Annotated in this window: 23 protein-coding genes; 17 read left to right on the forward strand and 6 right to left on the reverse strand. The window is 54.8% G+C overall.

Annotation, left to right across the window (positions count from 1 at the left end):
* The first annotated feature begins 68 nt into the window (after window positions 1–68).
* The 15 genes from AC6IZD_RS09975 to AC6IZD_RS10045 all read left to right on the forward strand — a co-directional run bounded on the left by AC6IZD_RS09975 (window position 69) and on the right by AC6IZD_RS10045 (window position 13,795).
* Window positions 69–1,364, forward strand: coding sequence for a M16 family metallopeptidase (locus AC6IZD_RS09975; protein ID WP_497787543.1), 1,296 nt, complete (start codon window positions 69–71; stop codon window positions 1,362–1,364).
* Window positions 1,365–1,663: 299 nt separating this feature from the next.
* Window positions 1,664–2,164: a prepilin-type N-terminal cleavage/methylation domain-containing protein gene (locus AC6IZD_RS09980; RefSeq protein WP_497787544.1), complete on the forward strand. Its 501-nt coding sequence runs from the start codon at window positions 1,664–1,666 to the stop codon at window positions 2,162–2,164.
* A gap of 156 nt (window positions 2,165–2,320) precedes the next feature.
* Window positions 2,321–2,833 (forward strand): prepilin-type N-terminal cleavage/methylation domain-containing protein, encoded by a 513-nt coding sequence (locus AC6IZD_RS09985; protein ID WP_497787545.1) that lies wholly within the window; start codon window positions 2,321–2,323, stop codon window positions 2,831–2,833.
* A 309-nt stretch (window positions 2,834–3,142) separates the two neighbouring features.
* A complete protein-coding gene (locus AC6IZD_RS09990; RefSeq protein ID WP_497783149.1) occupies window positions 3,143–3,646 on the forward strand; it encodes a prepilin-type N-terminal cleavage/methylation domain-containing protein in 504 nt (167 codons plus the stop codon).
* Between the two features lie 139 nt (window positions 3,647–3,785).
* Window positions 3,786–4,724 carry an ABC transporter ATP-binding protein gene (locus tag AC6IZD_RS09995; RefSeq protein ID WP_497783150.1) on the forward strand — a complete coding sequence of 313 codons (939 nt, stop codon included), beginning with the start codon at window positions 3,786–3,788 and terminating at the stop codon, window positions 4,722–4,724.
* Window positions 4,721–5,500: an ABC transporter permease gene (locus AC6IZD_RS10000; RefSeq protein ID WP_497783151.1), complete on the forward strand. Its 780-nt coding sequence runs from the start codon at window positions 4,721–4,723 to the stop codon at window positions 5,498–5,500. The genes AC6IZD_RS09995 and AC6IZD_RS10000 overlap by 4 nt, the downstream gene beginning before the upstream one ends.
* Window positions 5,497–6,438 carry a tetratricopeptide repeat protein gene (locus AC6IZD_RS10005; protein WP_497783152.1) on the forward strand — a complete coding sequence of 314 codons (942 nt, stop codon included), beginning with the start codon at window positions 5,497–5,499 and terminating at the stop codon, window positions 6,436–6,438. Before AC6IZD_RS10000 ends, AC6IZD_RS10005 begins: the two co-directional genes overlap by 4 nt.
* Complete coding sequence (locus AC6IZD_RS10010) at window positions 6,435–7,106, forward strand: LolA family protein (protein ID WP_497783153.1); 672 nt, start codon at window positions 6,435–6,437, stop codon at window positions 7,104–7,106. The genes AC6IZD_RS10005 and AC6IZD_RS10010 overlap by 4 nt, the downstream gene beginning before the upstream one ends.
* Window positions 7,107–7,248: 142 nt before the next feature.
* Window positions 7,249–8,451, forward strand: a complete 1,203-nt coding sequence (locus tag AC6IZD_RS10015) for a type II secretion system F family protein (protein ID WP_497783154.1) — start codon at window positions 7,249–7,251, stop codon at window positions 8,449–8,451.
* A gap of 76 nt (window positions 8,452–8,527) precedes the next feature.
* Entirely contained in the window at window positions 8,528–10,168 is a 1,641-nt protein-coding gene (locus tag AC6IZD_RS10020; RefSeq protein ID WP_497783155.1) for a GspE/PulE family protein, read from the forward strand.
* Window positions 10,168–11,049: a type IV pilus biogenesis protein PilM gene (pilM, locus tag AC6IZD_RS10025; RefSeq protein ID WP_497783156.1), complete on the forward strand. Its 882-nt coding sequence runs from the start codon at window positions 10,168–10,170 to the stop codon at window positions 11,047–11,049. The genes AC6IZD_RS10020 and pilM overlap by 1 nt, the downstream gene beginning before the upstream one ends.
* A gap of 18 nt (window positions 11,050–11,067) precedes the next feature.
* Window positions 11,068–11,730, forward strand: coding sequence for a PilN domain-containing protein (locus tag AC6IZD_RS10030; protein WP_497783157.1), 663 nt, complete (start codon window positions 11,068–11,070; stop codon window positions 11,728–11,730).
* Window positions 11,727–12,293, forward strand: a complete 567-nt coding sequence (locus AC6IZD_RS10035) for a hypothetical protein (RefSeq protein ID WP_497783158.1) — start codon at window positions 11,727–11,729, stop codon at window positions 12,291–12,293. The genes AC6IZD_RS10030 and AC6IZD_RS10035 overlap by 4 nt, the downstream gene beginning before the upstream one ends.
* Complete coding sequence (locus AC6IZD_RS10040; RefSeq protein ID WP_497783159.1) at window positions 12,290–12,865, forward strand: hypothetical protein; 576 nt, start codon at window positions 12,290–12,292, stop codon at window positions 12,863–12,865. The genes AC6IZD_RS10035 and AC6IZD_RS10040 overlap by 4 nt, the downstream gene beginning before the upstream one ends.
* Window positions 12,866–12,871: 6 nt before the next feature.
* Window positions 12,872–13,795, forward strand: a complete 924-nt coding sequence (locus AC6IZD_RS10045) for a hypothetical protein (protein ID WP_497783160.1) — start codon at window positions 12,872–12,874, stop codon at window positions 13,793–13,795.
* 63 nt (window positions 13,796–13,858) lie between these two features.
* Here the strand turns inward: AC6IZD_RS10045 and AC6IZD_RS10050 are convergent, their stop codons facing one another.
* Window positions 13,859–14,221: a HesB/IscA family protein gene (locus tag AC6IZD_RS10050; RefSeq protein ID WP_497783161.1), complete on the reverse strand. Its 363-nt coding sequence runs from the start codon at window positions 14,219–14,221 to the stop codon at window positions 13,859–13,861.
* Between the two features lie 313 nt (window positions 14,222–14,534).
* On the opposite strand from AC6IZD_RS10050, the gene AC6IZD_RS10055 reads away from it, so the two are divergent.
* Window positions 14,535–14,804, forward strand: coding sequence for a hypothetical protein (locus AC6IZD_RS10055; RefSeq protein ID WP_497783162.1), 270 nt, complete (start codon window positions 14,535–14,537; stop codon window positions 14,802–14,804).
* A gap of 25 nt (window positions 14,805–14,829) precedes the next feature.
* Here the strand turns inward: AC6IZD_RS10055 and AC6IZD_RS10060 are convergent, their stop codons facing one another.
* The 3 genes from AC6IZD_RS10060 to AC6IZD_RS10070 form a co-directional block, all read right to left on the reverse strand.
* Window positions 14,830–16,011, reverse strand: coding sequence for a ribonuclease D (locus AC6IZD_RS10060; protein ID WP_497783164.1), 1,182 nt, complete (start codon window positions 16,009–16,011; stop codon window positions 14,830–14,832).
* 110 nt (window positions 16,012–16,121) lie between these two features.
* A complete protein-coding gene (serA, locus tag AC6IZD_RS10065; protein ID WP_497783165.1) occupies window positions 16,122–17,690 on the reverse strand; it encodes a phosphoglycerate dehydrogenase in 1,569 nt (522 codons plus the stop codon).
* Window positions 17,687–18,865 (reverse strand): pyridoxal-phosphate-dependent aminotransferase family protein, encoded by a 1,179-nt coding sequence (locus AC6IZD_RS10070; protein WP_497783166.1) that lies wholly within the window; start codon window positions 18,863–18,865, stop codon window positions 17,687–17,689. Before AC6IZD_RS10070 ends, serA begins: the two co-directional genes overlap by 4 nt.
* 305 nt (window positions 18,866–19,170) lie before the next feature.
* Between AC6IZD_RS10070 and serB the strand changes: the two genes are divergently transcribed.
* Window positions 19,171–20,067 (forward strand): phosphoserine phosphatase SerB, encoded by an 897-nt coding sequence (gene serB, locus AC6IZD_RS10075; RefSeq protein ID WP_497783167.1) that lies wholly within the window; start codon window positions 19,171–19,173, stop codon window positions 20,065–20,067.
* Window positions 20,068–20,130: 63 nt separating this feature from the next.
* On the opposite strand, the gene AC6IZD_RS10080 is transcribed toward serB, so the two are convergent.
* A complete protein-coding gene (locus AC6IZD_RS10080) occupies window positions 20,131–21,618 on the reverse strand; it encodes a DUF7305 domain-containing protein (protein ID WP_497783168.1) in 1,488 nt (495 codons plus the stop codon).
* 63 nt (window positions 21,619–21,681) lie between these two features.
* Window positions 21,682–22,773 (reverse strand): PilW family protein, encoded by a 1,092-nt coding sequence (locus AC6IZD_RS10085; protein WP_497783169.1) that lies wholly within the window; start codon window positions 22,771–22,773, stop codon window positions 21,682–21,684.
* Window positions 22,774–22,779 lie beyond the last annotated feature (6 nt).

A 22,779-nucleotide genomic window follows, 5' to 3' on the forward strand; every position in this document is an offset into this window, starting at 1 on the left:
AATTCAATCTGTCGTGGCAGCATCACCAGCAGTGTGCAAATGTTTCAGGGCGTAGGGAAGGTGTCTCGATGAATAAAGAACCAATTATGAATGCAGCACTTAGGAATATTCGCAGGACCGTCCTAGCCAATGGGCTCACCGTCATCACTGAAGAAATGCCCCATATCCGATCCGTGTCCGCTGGCGTCTGGATCCGCACCGGCTCGCGTCACGAAGAACCAGAGGTGAATGGCATATCCCACTTCGCCGAGCACATGGTCTTTAAAGGCACGACGACCCGAACGGCTGAAATGATCGCACGTGAAGTTGATTCCTTCGGCGGCAATCTGGATGCATTTACTGCCAAGGAGTGTGTCTGCTTCAACGTACGAGTTCTCGACGAGCACCTGGGGAGCGCCATGGACGTCCTTTCAGATCTGGTCTTGAACCCCTCCTTCAACGATACGGACGTAAAGAAGGAACGCGGCGTCATTATGGAAGAAATCAAAATGGATGAGGACAACCCCGATTACCTCGTTCACGAGATTTTTGTCCAAAGTTTCTGGAAAGATCATCCGCTCGGTCGGCCCATTCTGGGCACCCGCGACACGGTGAAAACATTCGCGCCTCCGCTTTTGTTCGACTACTACAAGCAGCGCTTTCATGCTGGCAATATGGTGATTGCAGCGGCCGGGAACCTCAATCACGACAACTTCTTGGAACTCGTTTCAGCCAAGTTTTCGCATCTAGCCGCCATCGCCAGTGATGTGCGGGACAGCGCGCCCAAACCGACAGCCAAGATATCGATGCGCAACAAGAAGTCGCTGGAACAGGTGCAACTCTGTATCGGCGTCCCTTCTTACTCCATATCGCACGAGAATCGATACTCCTCCTTCGTCCTGAACACCCTCCTCGGAGGCGGTATGAGTTCCCGCCTTTTCCAGAATGTCCGCGAAAAGCAGGGGCTGGTTTACTCCATATTCAGCGAGCTTAATCCCTACCGGGATACCGGCTGTCTGGCCGTTTACGCAGGAACTTCGAAAGAGTCTGCGCCTAAAGTCGTGCAATCCGTTCTGAAGGAATTTCGAGATCTCAAGGAAGTTCCGGTGACCAGCGAAGAGTTGTTCCGCGCCAAAGCTCAACTCAAAGGCAGCCTCATGTTAAGCCTCGAGTCCTCGATGGCCCGTATGAGCAATCTCGCTCGGCAGGAGATGTACTACGACCGCTTCTACGGAATGAACGAGATCACCGACAAAATCGAGGCCGTCCGAGCAGAAGACGTCCAGCAGGTAGCTCAAGAATTCTTCATCCCAGACCAGATCGCCGTCACGGTCTTGGGAAACCTGACAGGACTGAAGATCTCCCGTGACCAGATTGACTGCTAGTGCGCTCTGTCACATTGAACGACCTATTTTGTGACATTGGGGCCCCCATGTCTGACACTTATTGTCATCTACCGATGCCGAATTCTGTCAAGAATGATGGTTTTAGATTACCTTTGGTCTACTCCCACAAGTAATCTAAACTGATCGATTAATAGCAACTCCATACCTGTCCAACACTTACGTCTCTCGTCATCTCACCAGTGCTTTGGTTAGAGCAGATGGCAGAAAAGTTGCGGCTCTATCTGCAGACAGAAAACACACTGACTGTTCAAATTAGGACAGGACGGAGAAAAAGAGACATGCGTAAACAGAAGGGCTTCTCGCTGATTGAACTCCTAATCGTTGTTGCGATCATACTTATCATCGCTGCGATTGCTATACCCAACCTGCTTCGCTCTCGAATTGCTGCCAACGAAGCCTCCGCCGTGGGCTCCCTGCGTACGATTAACACTGCGGAAATGACTTACGCATCTACCTATCCAAATGTCGGATTTACCACCCTCGCGAACCTCGGCGGGACACCTGGCGGCAGTGCAAGCGCGACGAGCGCGTTGATCCTTGACAATACGCTCGGCTGCACAGCCGGCACCGATGGCGCCAGCTGCACAAAGAGTGGATACAATCTTTCCGTGAAGCTTGGTACAGCTACGAACGGCGTTTACGGCAGCTACGCCGCAACTGCCGGTCCAGTTACCACGGGAACAACCGGACAGCGCAACTTCTTCACCGATGCTTCCGGCGTTATCCGTTACGAAACGGGCAGCACCTCTGCCTCTACCGCAAGCAGCGCAATCCAGTAATCACTTCATATTGCTGGAGGAGAGAGCCCAAGATGGTGTCTTCTCCTCCAGCATGCTCGAACTCGACCGGAAAAACGACTTATGCCAGAAAGTGCATGCAAGCTGCATTGTGGTTCTTTGCTTGCAATGTTGAGACTGGGCTACCGGCAAAAACTTATGCGCAAACAGCAGGGTTTCTCTCTAATCGAGCTCCTTATCGTGGTGACAATCATCCTGATCATCGCTGCGATCGCTATCCCCAACCTACTGCGATCCAAAATCGCAGCGAACGAATCCTCTGCGGTCACTTCAATCCGCTACATCAACACGGCGGAGCTAACATACATCTCTACGTACCCGAACGCAGGTTATGCCAAGGACTTGGCAACGCTAGGCCCAGGAGCGACGCCGGGGGTTGCTGCCAGCTCAACAACCGCACTTCTGCTGGACGGCGTTCTGGGGGCTGCATCGCCGGGCGGAGCGTCACCCGATACAGCAAACGTTAAGAGTGGCTACAAGTTCTACATCAGCAACACCGGTAGCGCGACCCCTGCAACGACTTTCTCTGCCAACGCTGACCCGGTCACGCTCGGCACTACTGGGACACGTTTCTTCTTCAACGATGTCACCGGCGTTCTCAGAGTCAACAGTGCGCAAACCGCGACTTCGACGGATGTTCCATTGCAGTAGGACGAGTAAGTGCGTACTGGATGTAAGCACTCGCAAACGGGACACTTGACAGTTTCTGTCACCGTCGAGTGACAAATACACGTAATACTCCTGAGTTTCTCATCCGTAGTTGACCACCGCTAACAATCAAGATTGGGCTCAAGGCATTTGGGAGCATCTACTTACGATGCGCATCCATTTTATTCACTTGGAATACGACATTGGTCATATGCCTGCATAAGAACAGGTCAGTGCTAAAGCACATTGGTAGAACAAATCAAGCGAGAAACAGCTGCCTACTCTTTAAGAGGACAGACGGAGAGAATAGAAATGCGTAAACAGAAGGGCTTCTCCCTTATCGAGCTTCTCATCGTGGTTGCGATCATCCTGATCATCGCCGCGATTGCTATTCCAAACCTGCTGCGTTCGCGCATCGCTGCGAACGAGTCTTCTGCGGTGGGCTCATTGCGTACGATCAACACGGCTGAAATGACCTATGCCTCCACGTATCCGAATGTCGGATTCACTACCCTCGCGAACCTCGGTGGGACACCTGGCGGCACTGCAAGTGCGACGAGCGCTCTGATTCTGGACAACACACTCGGATGCACAGCAGGAACTGATGGCGCCGCCTGCACAAAGAGCGGATACAATCTTTCCGTGAAAATGGGAGCTACCGACGCCAGCGGCGTCGTTGGAAGCTATACGGCCACAGCCGGACCGGTTACAACTGGAACCACCGGTCAGCGTAACTTCTTCACCGATGCTTCCGGCGTGATCCGTTACGAAACGGGCAGCACCTCTGCCTCCACCGCGAGCAGCGCGATCCAGTAACAACGATACATTCAGATCTATTCAAAGGGGAGGCGCCGAGCCTCTCCTTTTCGTTGTCCCTAGCAGCAATCAGCCGTTCCCCTCCGTGCTGTTGTACTCTGCCGCGAACGCGATCATCGTTCTATAATCAGTGCAAACCATGGCCGCCATTGAAATACAAGGACTTGAAAAGTCCTATAGGACTGGCTTTTTCGGAAACAAACTCAAGCGCGCACTGCGACCGCTGATTCTGTCGGTCGAAGAGGGCGAGGTTTTTGGCTGCCTTGGACCCAACGGAGCAGGCAAAACCACGACGATCAAGCTGCTGCTGGGGCTCGCGTTTCCTAGCGGCGGTAGCGCCACGATCCTTGGTCGCGCCATTGACGATATCCAAGTTAAGCGGTTCATTGGTTTCCTGCCTGAGCAACCGTACTTCTACGACCATCTGACGCCTCTAGAACTACTGGACTACTACTCGAGACTAAGTGGTGTCGATCCCCGCGAACGGAAGCAAAAGGTAGAGAAGGCCCTTGCGCGCGTAGGTATGGCGGAGCACGGAACGACGGCTTTGCGAAAATTCTCAAAAGGCATGCTTCAGCGGGTGGGTATCGCGCAGGCAATCGTCCACGATCCCAAGCTTGTCATCCTAGACGAGCCAATGAGTGGGTTAGACCCTATTGGACGTCGAGAAGTTCGTGACCTTGTCCAGGAACTGAACGAGGAAGGAAAGACGATTTTCTTCTCCACCCACATTCTGAACGATGCAGAAACACTCTGCGACCGCGTTGCAGTGCTCAATAACGGTGAGCTTAAGGGTGTAGGAGTGGTCGCCGATCTGGTTCGTGAGGTGAGCGGCGACGTGGAGATTGTCTGGAGTGGCGCACAAGCTATTCCTGCGCTGTCTGCTCTGGGCGCGCGTTGCCATGCCACGGGCGATGTTATCCGCGCGGTCATGCCCGAGCGTTCACTCGACGCGGCACTGGATGCACTGCGCAACACTCACGCGCACCTCACAAGCGTCACGCCGGTGCGAGCAACGCTTGAAGATTACTTCCTATCACGAATCAATCAAGACAAACGGGACGAGGTGCACGCATGATAGGACGTCTGGTGGCGATTGCGTTCAATACCTACCGGGAAGCGGTTCGGGACCGAGTTCTCTACAACTTGATCCTCTTTGCCCTGCTCATCGTCGGTGCTTCCCTGCTCGTTGGCCAGATTTCAATGGCCATCAATCGCATAGTCCTCATCAATCTTGGGCTGACGGCGATCTCCCTGTTCGGAATTGTGATTGCCATTTTCATTGGAATCGGACTGGTTTCGAAGGAAATCGAAAAGCGGACATTGTATACGGTTCTCGCAGCTCGCCCCGTGCGTCGCTGGGAATTTATTACAGGCAAGTTCCTCGGTCTCGTAATGACCCTTACAGTTAATGCACTGCTGATGAGCGTTGGGTTCTTCGCTGCCGTGCTTTACGTATCCCGCAGTCTGGGACGTGACGATGTGCCGCTGCTCGTCGCGATCTATTTCATCCTGCTTCAATTTGTCATGATCACGGCGTTGGCGCTTTTGTTCTCAACTTTCTCGACGCCGGCGTTCTCATCGATATTTGCTTTTGCCATCTTTGCCGTGAGCACGTTTGCGGATGACCTGCACGGGTTCGCGCACATGACAACAGGGCTAACGCACTGGGCGACAACTGCCGCGGCTTACCTAGTGCCGAACTTTGCATCTCTGAATGTTGTAAGCAAAGTCGCTCACAACGTCGTGATTGAACCGAAGCTCATTCTGCTGAATACGATTTATACCCTTGTGTACACTGCTGCGGTACTGACCGCTTCGGTGTGGGTATTTGAACGGCGCAACCTGAAATGACCCGAAACGTGCAAATTCAGGTAGCCTATGGCTTGTTAATAGCCATGCTGCTCACGGCGAGCACGTTCTTGGTGCGTCAGATCGACCGTACTCGCAATGACGAGCCTCTGCAGGAAGTCCTCTACATCCCATCCCCAAAGGTAGTCGAGCGCCTGAGCCTGGGCTATTCGGGCCTGCTCGCAGACATCTACTGGACCAGAGTGGTCCAGTACTTCGGCACGAAGCACAAGGCCAAAGCCAAGCAGTATCAAATCCTGGAGCCTCTCCTGGACATGACTACAACATTGGACCCCAAGCTTCTTCCTGCGTACGAGTTCGGATCTGTGTTTCTTGCACAGAGACCGCCCGAGGGGGCGGGCAATCCTCAGGCAGCGGCACGACTCGTGGAGAAAGGGATTCGGGAGAACCCAAACGAATGGCGGCTTTACTACGCCCTTGGATACATCTACTGGCTTGAATTAAATGACACATCCAAGGCGGCAGACGTGTTCGAGCGCGGATCACGAGTACCGGGTGCGCATCCATGGATGAGGGTAATGGCTGCTGCGCTGTTGGCCCACGCGGGCGAAACCGAAACGGCCACCTACATGTGGACCAACATTCTGAACAGCACAGATGATCCTCACTTGCGGGCAAATGCGATCAACCGATTGCGCTGCCTCCATGTTGATAGTGATGTAAAGGCTCTTCAGGGCGTGGTTGACCAGTTTAAGACGTGGAATGGGCGGTCTCCCTCACGCTGGTCCGAGTTGATCTCAGTGGGTCTGTTGCGCCAGGTTCCAGCTGATCCAAATCAGATTCCTTACAGATTGATTGAAGGTCGAGTGCAAGTCGCCGACCCTGACCAGTTCCCCTTCATCACGCGGGGACTGCCTCCTGGAACCAAGGCGGGCGATCTACCCGGAGAAAGCGGATTTAAGCCGGTCAAACAATTATGAAAAAGCTGAGTACGATATTCATCCTTTTGCTGTTGAGCTTTGGGCAACAGCTCTCAGGGCAAACACGCCAAGCAGACGTAAGAAGCGTTGCTGCAACTATCGACGCGCGTTACAACGGCATGAAGTCACTTAGGGCTGATTTCACCGAGGTTTATTCCGGCGGGGGTATCCGGCGCAGCGAGAGTGGGACGCTTTGGATCAAGAAGCCCGGCAAAATGCGTTGGGACTACAACTCCCCTCAGAAGAAAATCTTCGTGACTGACGGCTCAACCGCTTGGTTCTATGTTCCCGGCCAGCAGCAAGCACGTCGTACAGCAGTAAAGAAACTGGATGACCTCAGATCGCCTCTCCGGTACCTGCTGGGTCGTTCCAAGCTCGAAAAGGAATTACGGGGATTATCCCTGGCTCCTGACGTTCGCCCTGAAGCTCGGGGAAATGTCGTCCTCCGTGGCGTACCCGCGGGGATGGAAGATCGCATCTCACAAGTGTTGCTGGAAGCTGACAGTCAGGGCTATTTGCGCAAGATCGTGATGAACGAACTCGATGGCAGCAGAACCGAGTTCCGCCTAGAAAATCAACGTGAAAACGTGCCCATCAGGGATGCGGAATTCAGCTTTCGCCCTCCGGCTGGGGTAGAGGTGCTACAAAGCAACCAACTCGAACCCTGATTTTGTGAAACTTACGGCCCCAGTTCTGCGGATACCCTAAACCGGATACTGAGCAGGTTCTCAGGACAACAATCCCCAAGGTTTCATGATGTTACACTGAGGGCCGGGCTCGCACTCAGCGTGCGCTCCATGGTGGAAACATATGGCCGAGTTTGTTGTTCGCGTAGCAGATGAACGCGGCAAGGTGATGGAAAAAGCCGAAGCCGGTTTCTCTGCCGCGGAAATCCGAGACCGTTATCAGCAGTCGGGGTACCTTGTCTACTGGGTAAAACCGCGCGGATTGATCTCTGGCGGCCAGATCCAAATTCCACAGCGGCGCCGTGTCACGCTGGAGCAGTTCGTCATTTTTAACCAACAGTTCCTGACGCTGATCCGTGCCGGCCTGCCGATCGTGCAAGCTCTTGATCTACTATCGAGGCGGCAGAAGAACCAGTACTTCCGAATGCTGCTGGAAGATGTTCGTGATCGCGCCAAGGGTGGAGAACTCATCTCCGATGCTTTCGACAAGCAGGGTGCGTTTCCGAAGATCTACTCCACCACGCTCATGGCGGGTGAAAAGAGCGGCAACCTGGAAGAGGTCTTGTCGCGCTATGTTGCATTCCAGCGCTTAGCCGTGTCATTCAGGAAGAAGCTGCTGGCCTCGCTTGTATATCCCGTAATCCTGGTGTGTGGCGTGATCGCGCTAATCACGATGCTGGTCACCTTCGTAGTTCCGAAGTTCGCGGCCCTGTTCAACGATCTTGGACAGAAGCTACCAGCTCTGACTGAATTCACGATCACCACCGCCATCGCCGTCAAGAAGTCTTTACCGTTGATTGTCATTGTTTTGATTGCGATTGTGTTGCTCTTAAGGCGATGGACACAAACCCAAACCGGTGCAGAGATCTTTGATCGGATCAAGCTCAACCTGCCGGTTGTGGGCAGCATATGGCAGCGATACCAAATCGCGGTATTTTCCCGCATGATGTCCACTCTGCTGTCGGGTGGACTTCCTCTAGTCACGGCGCTGGAAACTGCGGGACAATCAATGACCAGCCGATTGATCGTGCACGGAATCGAGGAAGCGACGCAGACGGTGCGTGAGGGCCAAACGCTGGCGCAGAGCCTGGAGCAGACTGAAGTTTTCCCTGATCTCGCAGTAGAAATGGTCGAGGTTGGTGAAGCCACCGGAGCTCTGCCGAGTATGCTCAATTCAGTCGCGGAGTTTTACGAAGAAGATGTTCAATCGGCCCTTTCCGCGGCGATGTCGTTGATAGAACCAGCAATCCTGGTCGTCATGGGCGTTGTAGTCGGCTTCATTCTTATTTCGCTTTACCTGCCCATTTTCAGCTTCACTGCAGGCTAGAAACAGACCGGGCAGACGCAGCGCCGGGCTACGAGCCGCGCGGATTCTATGCAGTAAACATGCAGTAACGAGGGTTATGTCACAACAGTTATTTATTGAACAACAGATTCCCGACGCTAATGAAGAACAGAAGCGCGCTCATGAGCTCGCCCGGCGATATCGCTGCGAGTACATCGAGCTGAAGGGATACAAGATTCAGCATGAGCTCTTCCGCAAGGTCAAGGTCGAGCTGATGTTCCGGTTCAACTTTATTCCATTGGAAGAGTTGCCAGACGGACGTCTGGCCATCGCAGTCGCCGACCCGAGCCAACTCATGGTGATTGACGAGATAAGTCTGTTGCTCAATCGCCGCGTGGTTCCGCGTGTAGCAACTCTGACCGAAATCACTGACGTACTGAAGAAAACTGAACAGTCGCAGCGTGTTCTGGACGAGGCTGGCGAAACCTTTACGCTCGACGTCATTCATGACGACGAAGGCAATGGCGACGAGACGATCTCAATCGAGAAGCTGACCGCAGAGAGCGACATCAGCCCGATTATTCGCCTCGTGGATACTACGATCTTCACTGCCCTGCAGCGGCGTGCCAGTGACATTCACATGGAGACGCGTGATGACTCCGTTGTGATCAAGTACCGCATTGACGGCGTTTTGCAGGAAGCGATGAAGCCCATCGCCAAGGAACATCACTCGACCATCATCTCGCGTATCAAGGTAATGAGCGAGTTGGATATAGCCGAGCGCCGCGTCCCACAGGACGGACGTTTCCGCGTGCGCTACAACGGACGTTTCATCGACTTCCGCGTATCGATCATGCCCAGCATTCATGGCGAAGACGCCGTGCTCCGCGTGCTCGACAAGGAGTCGATGAGCGAGAAGTTCCATAAGCTCACGCTCGACGTGGTTGGGTTCAGCGATTACGACCTGAAGAAGTTTCGGCAGTACATCATGGAACCGTACGGCATGGTGCTCGTTACGGGGCCGACCGGTTCCGGCAAAACGACAACACTTTACGCCGCGCTCAATGAGATTAAGTCCGATGAAGACAAGATCATCACCATTGAGGACCCGGTCGAGTACCAACTTCGCGGTATCACGCAGATTCCGGTAAACGAGAAGAAGGGATTGACCTTCGCTCGCGGACTGCGCTCCATTCTTCGTCACGATCCTGACAAGATCATGGTGGGCGAAATCCGGGACCAAGAAACCGCTCAGATTGCAATCAATTCGGCACTAACCGGTCACCTTGTATTCACGACCGTACACGCAAATAACGTGGTGGACGTGATTGGCCGCTTCCTAAACATGGGAGTCGAGCCTTATAACTTCGTCTCATCGCTCAACTGCATTCTGGCCCAGCGTTTGGTGCGCCTCATCTGCGAACACTGCAAGAAAGAGGTGCACTACACGGATGCGCAGCTTGAAGCCGCAGGCCTGCGTCCTGCCGAATGGCGAGATGTGCCCTTCTTTGAAGGCCCCGGGTGTATGGAGTGCGGTGGCACAGGATTCCATGGCCGAACTGCAATTCACGAGCTCTTGGATTTGACCGATCATATCCGCGAGCTCATCCTTGAGCGCCGTCCGAGTTCCGAAATCCGGCGCGCTGCGCGCGACGAAGGTATGCACTTCCTGCGTGAGTCGGCGCTTGAGAAGATAAGAGCGGGTCTTACAACGCTGAAAGAGGTCAACAAAGTTACATTCATCGAGTCAACGCGATAATGAGTGAAAGAAAGAACGCAATTCGCCTGCCTCACATTGCCTGCGAGGTCACGCCCAAGGGCGTGGCAGCAGTTCGCTCGGAGGGAAAGTCCCACACTGTCGAAGCGATGCACTCGCGGACGCTTGCGGCCGGAGTTGTGACCCCTGCGCTCAGTTCGCAGAATGTGCAGGACGCTCACGCGCTGACCGAGGCCATTGAGCAGGTAGTGTCAGCCGTGGGCGGCCGAGGCGGAGACGTCATTGCTGTTCTGCCCGATTCGGCGGTTCGCGTAACGATCCTCGATTTCGATTCTCTGCCCGAACGCCATCAAGAAGCGGAAGCAGCGGTGCGTTTCCGATTACGCAAGTCGCTGCCTTTTGATGTCGAGAAAGCGCAGATAAGCTTTGACGCTCAGCCCACTTCCAACGGTCTACATGTGGCCGCATCGATCGTCATGCACACTGTGCTGGATGAGTACGAATCAGCCTTTCGTGCCGCGGGATGTTCGCCTGGCGTGGTGCTTCCATCGAGCCTCGGTGCACTCGGAGCCGTCGACGGAGACACGCCTACAATGCTTCTGAAAGTCGCGCTTGACTCTACCTCGGTTGCAGTCGTGAAGGACGGACAACTCCTGCTCTTCCGTACTCTGGAGGGTGCTGAGGGTGGCAAACTGACACCGGAGCGCATGGCCGACGATATCTATCCTTCGCTCGTGTACTTTCAGGACAACTACGGTGTTGGCATCGATCGACTGCTGGTCAGCGGAGTAGAGGATCTGGATGAGATCAGTGCAGCCCTGCAATCGCAAACCGGGGTTACCGTGAAACAGCTGATTGGGCGTGGATTAGTGGATGGCAATCAGCGCAATGAATACGCTGGTGCCATCGGAGCGCTGCTTTAAGGAAAGAGGAACGAAACAGTGCGACTCAACATCAATCTGGCGACCAAGCCTTACCAGGACATCCGTCGCGTGCTGCTGCAATGGGGCGGACTGGTGCTGCTGCTTGCTGTCGCGACAATTGCGCTGGTTTCCTACGCCATAACCTCTTGGCGTCAGTCGCGCGACGTGAATGCAAAGATTGCTGCCGTACAATCTGACATCGCGGCACTGAACCGGCAACAGGCTGAAGCTACAGCAATGCTGCGTAGTCCACAGTACACGTCGGTCGTTGATAATTCGAAGTTTCTGAATGGATTAATTGCACGCAAGTCATTTTCTTGGACTCGAGTCTTCATGCAGTTGGAGGAAATCATGCCATCACGGCTGCACGTAGTGGCTGTTACTCCGGAACTGCAGCCGAACAACACGGTGCTGGTTCGCCTGACCGTTGCAGGAACATCGCGCGATGCGGCTCTCGAGCTGGTGAAGCGCTTGGAGGAGTCCCCTTCGTTCCGCGACGCACGTATCGCCGAGGAGAAGGAAATTACTCGCGATAAGCAGACCACAGACACCGTCCAGTTTCAGTTGATTGCGATGTATGTGCCTCGCACAAGCTCCGGAGCACCGACTCATACCGTCTCGGCGACTGAGGGCACCGGCACTCCGGGTCAGAGCATTGCGCAGATGGGAGGCGCTCGATGATCGGCGATTTCCGTGATGTGCGTACGCAGCTTCTGGCGGTCGTCGCCGTGCTCCTAGTTGTCGATGTTGCTGCCATTGCCTTGCTAGTGTCTCCGGCCGGCCGCTCTCGTGCAGCGCGGCAGCAAGAGTTCGAGCGTCTCCGTCTGGAAAAGCTTGATAAAACGAAAACGGCGGTACCTGCACTGGGCATGGATAAGAAGCTCGCGGAGGCCCGGGACCAGGAGTCTGAATTCACCAACGAGCGCATGCCGCAACGTTACTCTGCGATCTCAGAGCAAATCGCTCGCACCGCACGAGAAGCTGGCGTCGGCGTCTCAAATGTGAAGTATGACGAGCGATTGAACGATCGCACGCCGGAGAAGAAGTACATTCCTGCTGGATACGACGGAATCGGTATCACCATCCAGGTTCACGGCACTTATGACCAGGACATGCGCTTCATCAATGCAGTCGAGCGCCAGAAGATGCTCATGCTGATCGACGCAGTCAGCTTTGGAGGTATGCAGGGAGACGAACTAACAGTTTCTATCCATCTCTCCACTTACCTGAGGAGCGCGGCATGAAAGCGGGAACCGAAAACAAGACCAAGGTTCGCCTAGCCGTTGGGTTGTGCGTTCTCGCCCTGCTGGTATTTGCGTGGGCCATCAACGCGACGCGTGCGCCGGAATCGACGCCTAGTACTCCAGCGCAGGCGGCCGCACCGTCCACTCCTTCCCGTCCGGGAAATACAGCAGCGAAGCCGACCGAGGCGCTGGATCCGCGTTTGCGCCTTGACCTGCTTGCGAATTCCGAGGACGTTCGGTACCAAGGAAAGGGAAAGAACATCTTCCGAGCGGTTGTCGAGATCGAGCAGCCCCGAATCTCTCCTCTTCAGCGTAAGCAGATGGAGCAGCAGGCACGGACGATCAACGTTCCACCGCCTCCTCCGCCGATCAACCTCAAGTTTTTCGGGCTAACGAATACAAAGGGGGAGAAGCCCAAGGTGTTCGTCGCGCAGGGTGACGACGTTTGGATCGCGCATGAAGGAGACGTCGTAAATCGCCGCTACAGGATTGTGCGCGTCTCGCCCAACAGCATCGAAGTTGAGGACCTGCTCAACAACAACCACCAGAACATTCCGCTCACACAGGGATAGAGTTTCATGAGGATTACACACCGGCGCAAGAGCGGGCAAAGTGATTCCGGCTACATGCTGTTGATGCTGATGGTCGCCGTAGCCGTACTCACGATTACTATGCTCCAGGTTGCGAGCGAATACCGCCGTGCGATTCAGCGCGACCGCGAGGTGGAGATGATCCATCGCGGCGAGCAGTATGCACGCGCCGTGAAGCGCTACTACAAGAAGTTCGGACGCTATCCCACTACGATTGAGCAGTTGGAAAATACAAACAAGATTCGCTTTCTCCGAAAGCGCTACAAAGATCCCATGTCCCCCGATGGCGTGTGGAAGATTGCTCACGCTACCGATGTCAAGCTTCCCGGGATCGGAGCTGGCAATCTGGGGGGCGTAGCCGGCGGAGCTGGAAGCGGTGCACTCGGTACTCCTTCTGCCGGATCTGCCTTCGGAGGCACTTTGAATGCGACAACGCCCTTGGGTGGTGGTGGGAACGCGCTTAACACTGGTCAAAATAGTGACGGAACTGTTGCAGGAGCCACGACCGAATCCACTGGGAACAACAGCAGTTCAGGCGGAACCGCCGGAACTGGTTCTCAGAACACGAACTCCAGCGATAGTACTGGCCCAACGGGGACAGGCAACGCTACGAACCAGGTTCTTGGCGGTGGGGACATGCTTGGCGTAGTGAGCAAATCGAAAGCCGACGCTATTCACTCCTTTGGAGACAAGCACAAATTCAATGAGTGGTTTTTCATCTACGTTCCCACACAGGACATCGGCAACGCCCTGATCACCGGTCCGTACAATCCGAAGATGTTCGTCGGATCGGCGAACTCCGGCTTGGGTAACTCCAACAAGTCGGGCGCGAACACCGGGACCACTCCCACGGGGACCAGTCCGACTACTCCGATCGGCTCTCAGGTCAATACGCCCGTCGCCACTCCTTAGCCAGATCTGAGCACGAAAAACCCCGTCCTCGGACGGGGTTTGAACTTTCTGAGCTGCGTTCGACTACACGTTGAACGAAGAACCGCAACCGCAGGTGCTCTTCACATTCGGGTTCTCGAATTTGAAGCCTGCACCTTCCAACGTTTCGATGTAGTCCACGCTTGCACCTTGCAGGTACATAAGCGAGGTTGCGTCAATGAAAACCTTCAGACCATCGAAGTCGAAGGTCTTGTCCATTGCGCCAGCACCATTCTCGAACTGCATGCTGTACGAGAATCCAGAGCAGCCGCCGCCGACAACGCCCACACGCAGGCCGGTCGGAACCGGGGTCTGCTGAGCCATGATCTCCTTGACCTTATTGATCGCTGAAGGGGTGAGGGTGAGAGGAGCGCTCTTGACTCCAGGAGTTGTTGTGGTTGTCGACATGGAAATTTGTTCTCCTCGGCAAAATCTGATTATAGCAAAATGCGTCTGCGCGAACTCACAATCGCGCCAGAGTAAATTGCCGCTACCAGTTGGATGCACTCGCGACTTGACAGTCGCAAAATTCCTGCCGCAGATGCTCCCGAAATGGCGCTGGTTGCCATTTTTGCAGGGGCAAAGCACGAAATATATTCCTGAAAAGATCGCCTGAAACCGTGCCTATAATGCGTTCGACTTAGACGAGGTTTTCGCCTTGGCGAAGATCTAGCAGAGTCATAAACAAAGGCGCCGAGCGCGCCGTTAGGTGGTGAAGAGTATGGAACCGATGACAGTGATGATGATTGTATGGGCCGTGCTGACGACAGCGCTCGTAATTCTGCTGATATATCGCAGCGCGCTATCGATGCACGAAGACGATCAACTTTTCCTTGGAGGCTCAGAGTCGCATCTGGCACGCGAGCAGAAGGAAGTCATGGAACGGATGAAACGTGTCCGTCCATTTGTGAACCTTCTTGGCGCATCAAGCGGCCTGCTCGTGCTGCTGATGGTTGGCCTCTGGGTCTGGCGCGGATGGAATAGGGTGTAGCGGCGCCCCATTCCGCGCAGAGTATTCAGTCCTTCGAGAATGACTCGAAGACAAGCGGGTTGGGACGCCGCACGTTCCCGACCCGGACAACCCTCTTCCCTTCCAGAAACCCCATCAGCGGCTCCTGAAGAATCTCTCCACGCCATCCTTCCAACACCTCGGGCTGCGCCACTTCGCCCCTGCTGAGGAACCAGCGTACAAACTCCTGAACGTCGCTCGTAGTTGCGAGCAGAGCGGTATCAACCTCGGCCTCGGCGGCAAGATTTCCAACGGCAACCGACAACAATTTCGTCAGCACCGCTACTTGCGGAGGATCGTCGCGACGCTCATTGCTTGGAAGCTCCGCATCCGGAATTGCGCGTGCCTGTAATACGGCGTTCACTACTTCTTGCTCGGATTTGCGCAGCAGACGACTGTCTAGTCCGCGAATCGAGAACAGATCCTCCACTGTGATCGGCGAGCGTCGTGCCACTTCGATGAGCATGCTGTCGCCGAGCACCCTTGCTACCGGGACGTTCAAGTTGCACGCCTGGCGATCGCGCCATCTCCAGACTTCCCGAAGAACTGCGAGCTGGCGCCTGCTCAACCGCGCACTGCCGGAAATCCTCCAGCGCTCATCCTCGCGCATAACATTCTTCACCAGACGATCGCACTCTCCGCGAATCCAAGTCGTGCGGTTCATCTTCTGCGCTTTTGCCAGTAGCTTTTCGCGCATTGGCAGAAGGTGCCGTACGTCATCGGCCGCATATTCCAACTGCACCGGCCGTAGCGGGCGCTTGCGCCAGTCCGTAAAGCTTTCCCCGCCGTTCACCTTTGCATTTAGGACGCGCAGGCACAAATTGGTGTGCGAGAGCGGATATCCATACCCGAGCAATCCGGCTGCGATCTGCAGATCAAGCACACAAGCCGGGGCCATTCCCCCGCCCTTTGCGCAAAACTTTATCTCCTGTCGTGCAGCTACCGTGACGACTTCGCGCTCGGGTGAGGCAAGCAACTCCCACATGCACCGCAGATCAGGCAAAGCTATGGGATCGACAATATAGATGGCGGTCGGTGTCGAGAGCTGTACCAAGCAGAGTTCGGGCTCATATCGGCCCTCAGAGATGAACTCCGTATCAAGACCAACAACTTTTTCCAATGAGAGGTGCCCGAGTAAGTTCTCGAGTTTCTCGGCTGTGTCGACGTACGTTGTTTTATGAGTTGACATTACAAGATGAGTGCCCAATCACAATTCTAAAAGAACAACAGCTCCGCTGACCAGAGACACCCTAAATGCGACGAGAAAAGGGCGGACCGCTTTCGCGCCCGCCCACAAGCCTAGACTTTCACGTTTGCGACACTCTGCACCGAAGTTGCCTTGCGCAGCTCGGCCAGGGCCTCCGCTGGGACATTCCCATCCACCTGCACAATCGCGAGCGCCTGCTTCCCTTCACGGCCTAGAGACAGTCGAGCAATATTGATTCCACGATTGCCCAGTAAGGTGCCGATCGAACCCACAACGCCGGGGGCATCCAAATTGTGCACAACTATGTAGTTCCCATCCAGATGCGACTCGATGTCGATGCCGTTCAAATGTACCAACCGTGGCGATGAGCCATGAACGATTGTGCCGCTGCATTCGACCGATCCAGTCGGCCCGCTCAGCTTGAGATTGATTCTGTTAATGCGTGCATCTGGCTCGCCGCGCGTCTCGCGAACTACTACGCCACGCTCTTCCGCCGCCGCCTGCGCATTGATGATGTTTGTCGGAGCATCGCTGTCCGACTGCAGGATCGTTGCGACCGCCGCACTGCGAATTACTTGGGTCTTCCACGCGCCGATCTCGCCCTCGAATCGCACATCGATTTCGGCGAGGTTCGAAGCAAATAGCTGTGCCGCGAAGCGTCCCAGTTTACTGGCCAACGCCATGTACGGTTTGATCTGCTTGTACTCAACATCAGAGAGAGACGGGAGATTCACCGCATTTTGCGCGATTCCCTGTATAAGGTAGTCGCGAACCTGCTTGGCGATCTGAATTCCGACTGCCTCCTGCCCTTCCTTCGTCGACGCCCCAATGTGCGGTGTTGCAATGAGGTTCGGAGCCGAGAGCAGTGCCGAATTGCGAGTGGGTTCCTCGCAAAATACATCCAAAGCGGCCGAGGCGACATGCCCTGATTGCAACCCCGCTAGTAGGGCTGCTTCGTTTACCAGTTCTCCGCGTGCGCAGTTCACCAAACGCACTCCAGCCTTCATCTTTGAGATGGCCTCGGCGTCGATCATGCCTGCCGTCTGGTGTGTGAGAGCCAGGTGCAGCGAAATGTAATCCGCTTGTGCATAGAGCGCGTCGGTGGAAACCAGTTCGATGCCAAGTTCCTTTGCCCGTGCCGGAGACAGGTACGGATCGCTTCCCACAACCTTCATCCCAAATGCACGAGCTCGGAGCGCCGTCTCGGTTCCGATCCTTCCAAGACCGATGATGCCGAGAGTCTTACCGGCAAGTTCCGTGCCTTGCAGGCTCTTCTTTTCCCACTTCCCGGCTCGCGTCGTGTCGTCCGCACGAGGAATGTGCCGAGCCATGGCCAGCATCAGCCCAAGCGTCAATTCTGCGACGGAGACTGCGCTTGCGCCCGGCGCGTTCATCACGACAATTCCTCGCCGAGTCGCAACTTCGACGTCGATGTTGTCAACGCCGACTCCGGCGCGGCCGATCACCCGAATATTCCTTGCAGCGTCAATCAATGCAGCATCGGCCTGCACAGCCGAGCGCACAATCAACGCGTCGGCATCCGATACCGCAGCCGTGGGATCCAGCGCGAACTGCTCCGGAGCGACAACCGTGCTGTTCGGAATCGCTTCCAACACCTTCATCGCTGCCCCGGCAATCTTCTCGGCTACAACGATCTTCACTGTTTTGCTCCGTTCTGGCGCGCTTCCGCATATACCTCTTGCGCCGCGCGAAGTCCGTCTCCAAGCTGGAATATGTCAGGCTTGAGTTGCGAGAGCACCTGCTCGAGTCCCGCGATGATTGCTACGCAATCCAGGTAATCGAGGAATCCGATGTGCGCAATTCGCAAGATCTGCCCCTTCATCTCGCCCTGACCATCCGACAACACGCCTGCGAACTCTTTTTTGAAGCCCTTCACCAGGTCACTCGAAGAGACACCCTCCGGCGCCTTGATCGCCGTTACTGCCGCGGAATGAGCGCACGAGAACAATCCCAGTCCCATTGCCTCCACAGCGGTGCGCATGCACAGTGCGCTCAGTTCGGCATTCTGCACGAGCAGGTCACGCCCCTTTGCCAAGTCACCATCACCCTGCTGCTCGAGATAGTCGAGCGCCGCACCCATAGCCGCGATCAGAGCCACGGCAGGCGTGTACGCGCTTTCGCCCTTCGCTGCCGATTTCCTCTCCTTGCGCAGGTCGAAGTAATAGCGCGGCTGCTTGCTCATTTCCATGCGCGCCCAAGCTCGGTCGCTCACGGCCAAGTACGCGAGCCCCGGGGGAATCATCAGAGCCTTTTGCGAGCCTCCAATGATCACGTCAATTCCATCTCCATCAACGTCGAATTTCGTGGTTCCTAATCCGGTAATGGCGTCCACAACCAGCAACGTCTCAGTTCCCTTCAGCAGCCGTCCCAGTGCACCGACGTCGTGACGCACCCCGGTCGAAGTCTCGGTGGCTTGCACAAACACTGCTTTTACGTCCGGAGTCAGAGCGGCCTGCACTTCCTTGATCGAGAACGTCTGCCCGTAGGGCTTGGATATCACGACGGACTCGCACTGAAACGCCTTTGCCAGCGACACCCAGCGCTCACCAAACTTTCCAGCGCTCAGTACCAGCACCTTGTCTCCAGGGCTTGTGAGATTGCTTACTGCAGCCTCCATTGCGCCTGTGCCCGACGACGCCAGGACGACCACGTCATTCTTGGTACCGATAAAAGTCTTCAGCTGCGAAAGTACCTTCAAGTACAGTGCACGGAATTCCGCTGTCCGATGGTGAAGATCGGCGGCGGCCATTGCAAACTGGGCAGCAGGAAGAAGAGGTGTGGGGCCCGGGGTAAATAGACGCGTCTTACGGAACATGAAGCATTCTCCAAACGGGATGTGCGGCGAGCCGCGGTGGGAAAGAGAAATGCGTATTCAGCGAACAGCACTGAATGCAATATGATAAAGCTTTGCGGGAACCCTACTGCTCGAAATCGTTCACGATCGCGCTGAGACGCGGCCTGACCATGATCGCTGGCAACTCTGCGCTTTGGATACTACCTTCAGCAAGAGAAACTCCGCGCAAACGACTGAAGTGCGCTCGTCCGGGAGGATGAGCTTGAACCAAATTCTAACAAAGTGCTATTCCACAAAGGAAACTCTTTCTAAGGCGGCCACTGCAAATGCCAACCACCTACATCCTCACCTTGTTGGCCAAACAATGGAATCAGGAGCATGTTCAGTCCTTTCTTTCGAACGCTGAAAGCGCTGGCCTCCTCCTGAAGCCGCGCCCAGTCACGACGCTGGACGACTCACATATTTGGATGCAGCGGGTCTGGGCCAAGTCGCAGACTGCACTGACCTCAGACGCCTTGGAGAACCTGAGAGAGCTCGCAGAACATGCGGATTTGGACGTCTTCGTAGAATCCGAAGAAATGTTCTATACCCCGCGCCGCCTTTTCGTTTTCGATATGGACTCAACCCTCATTCAGGCGGAGATTATCGACGAACTAGCAGGCTTGGCTGGAAAGAAGGATGAGGTCTCCGCAATCACAGCTTCGGCCATGCGCGGCGAAATTGATTTTCCTACCAGCCTCACCCGGCGGGTATCTCAACTTGAAGGAATTCGCGAGGACCGCATTTGCGCCTTGAAGGACACAATCGCATTGGGACAGGGATTGGAAAGCCTGATGCGCGCGCTGAAGACCACAGGCGCAAAGACCGCGATCCTATCCGGAGGCTTCACTTTCATGGGACGTCATCTCCAACAGCGCCTCGGCTTCGACTACCTCTTTGCCAACGAACTTGAAATCGAAAACGGAGTTCTCACTGGTCGACTTGCCACTCACATTGTTGACGGAGAGCGCAAAGCTGCCGCCTTACGTGATATCGCAGAACGCGAAAACATCCCGCTTTGCCAGGCCGTGGCCGTTGGTGACGGTGCAAACGATCTGCCAATGCTAGCTGTTGCAGGAATCGGAGTCGCTTACCACGCTAAACCAATTGTCCGCGCCGCCGCAGCTTTCCGCCTCAACTTCTGCGGACTCAACGCCCTTCTGCATCTCCTGAATCGTAGCTAATCTCTGGATTGAAATGAAAAAACGCTCGGCAGCAAGCCGAGCGTTTTTCGATACCGATGAAGCTTAGTACTTGCTCCATGTAAATGAGGAAATGCTCCAACTGCCGGGCATGAAGTACTGCTTCGACAGATTCACGTCATAGTGTACGTTCGCATTGCCGTTAGCAAAAGTTACGGACTTGGCGATGATAGCGCCATACCAGTCAAACGTTCCGTTCAATTGAACGCTAAGATCAGCATTGGGAGCATACAGGACGCCGTAAAAGTCGCCATGCCCATTCAACTTCTGTAACGGAGATGTCCCTGCATACATAACTTCGACTTCGGGAGCCGACTTGCCATCTGCGGACACTATGTTGCCAGTGAAGTCGAAAGGTATCGGCGAGCAAGTCTTACACCCGAGATTAAAGTTCACGGGCCCGCTGTCGATCACAATTGTGCCATTGTTCGCGGCCAGACTGTTGATGTTGTATGTGCCTGCAGTCAAATGAACGGTCGTCCCGCTGTTGATCGTTAGATCCCCATACGAGTAATTGGGACTTAAGGTGAAAGAGGTCGACGTGCTTCCCCCGCTTCCTGTAGTCGTACTCGTGCACCCAGCCGCAATCGAAGACGGGCATCCAGTTTTGTCAGAATCGAGCGTCTGGGTCCCTGCGGTTGTATTGGGCCAAGCAGGAGCCGAGTAGTTTATTGGCGCGCCCAAAACAATGATCTGGTTTACCGCACTGATCTTTCCACTGAATGCATCCGGAGATCCGGTCAGGCAGGAGCCAACTCCCGTCAGCGGACTGTAGTAGTTGCCCCCGATGTCTGCACTGCCACCTATAGTCAGATTGCCATTCGATCCCACATTACCGCCGGAATCAGTGTTCTTAGTGCCCTCATAAGTACCCCCATTAGCGGAGTTCCAACTATCAGTGTTGAAGTTACCGCTGAAGTAGAGTGCACTGCATCCATTTGCGGTAGCGAATACCGCGTTTCCTAATGCTGAAGTAATTCCTCTCTGTATCCGCTCTACAACTTGAACTTGCACAGCCTTGGTGGCCCTTGCGCTGCCAGTTGACGAAATCTCCCAACTTTGAATGTACAAATTATTTCCTGCAATGCTATTCGGTACCTGCTGCATGCTCAGCAGCGTTGCTGTGACCGTAACAGACGCGCCAGAGAGCAACTTTCCCCCTGTATTCAGACTGGACATGGCATTCTGAAATGAAGTTACCTGCGTTGAGTCGGGATAATTGCTGGTTCCAGAACTGGAGATGTAAACGGGCTTTCCACCAGCTTGCACTGGATATGTCGAGAGATCGAACGCGCTAGCGCTAGTCGGCGAAGTGTACGTGTACATAAACCAGTTCGCCGCTACTTGGGCGCCCGCCTCGGCAGTGAATCGCGCCTGAGTCCCTAGCCTATAGTTGGCCAGACTACTGATGTCGGATTGATTGGACAACATCATCCCAGCCGCCAGCGCCGAGAACATGAACACCAAAATCAGCGCGATGATCATCGCCATTCCGCGTTGAGATCTCTTCGACTTATCTTTCATAGGTGCCATGACTCACCTGTCCTCTCGAACTGCTTGCAACACCTCGCACACACTTTAGACTTCGATACTTCCTCACTGGCATACGTTGAGCGTGCCACAGCCAGGAATACTCAAGGGCGTAGGCTGCAGGAGGTCGTTGTTCCCTAACTCAACCGCACTCTTAGCAGCCAATACGTTTCTCGGCGCTAATTGCAGGAATGATTTTGTCATTTGTGCATACTGCCGCGTCTTCGGATCTGGATTGGGCGACTGCACACTGATCAGCAACTGCACATTCGTGACAATGTTGAACTTCGTGACACCGTCAGAAGCGACAACTTGCTCTATCTTCGGAATGAAACAGTACGGGTTCCCGGTATACCCCGCGGGGGCCTTCCAAATAATGTTGTCAACCAGAACATCTCGCGAGCCCAAGGTGATAGTGGTGGCTGAGGGGTCCTGTGGAGGTGAATCTGACGCAACATTGATGACGGTGCTGGAGCGCGTTAGGGTTGTGGTGCCAGTGGAGCTTAGACCACTACAGTCGTACTCCACATATCGAAGAACCCCGTCTCCATTGATATCTCCGAATAACCTCAACCTCGTCAATGTAGACGTTGCAAGGACTCCGTACGGAAACACGCCTTGCGGTATCACCTTTGCATCCGAGGAATGGGAGTTAGCAAGCGGATTCAGTAGAGTGACCGTTTTTGTGCTGGTGTTTATAGGCGTACTGACTGTTGCAGTAGTCGCGATCTGAACGACCTCCTGGTTGTTTCCACCAGAGGCGCTATCGGCGAGAATGGTCAGTTTCTCGCCTTGAAACAGCCCCGCTACAGAACCGCCACTTGAATCCTTGAGCGTGAGTGTGTTCCCCCCGGCACTGACCGAAGCACTGAGGATTAAACCTGAGCAGGACGCAACGTTATTCACGGTTCCCGAGGTCGACGTCCCGCACACTGACCCAGCCTGACCGATCTCTTGGGAAATCAGCTCAGCGGCGCTACGAACAGATGTGTACATCGTCGAACTGTTGGAGTTCTTCACGTACAATGCCTGGTTCTGATTCATCGTAAGAAATGCTGCCGTCGAAAGCGTGAAAAGGAGTGCCAGAGCAACCATCAGTTCCAGCAATGAGAAGCCGCCCGATTTCCTCTTTCTCGCGTTCGTCTGTTTCGTCAACATTGCAGG

The sequence above is a fragment of the Koromonas humicola genome, assembly GCF_059726255.1.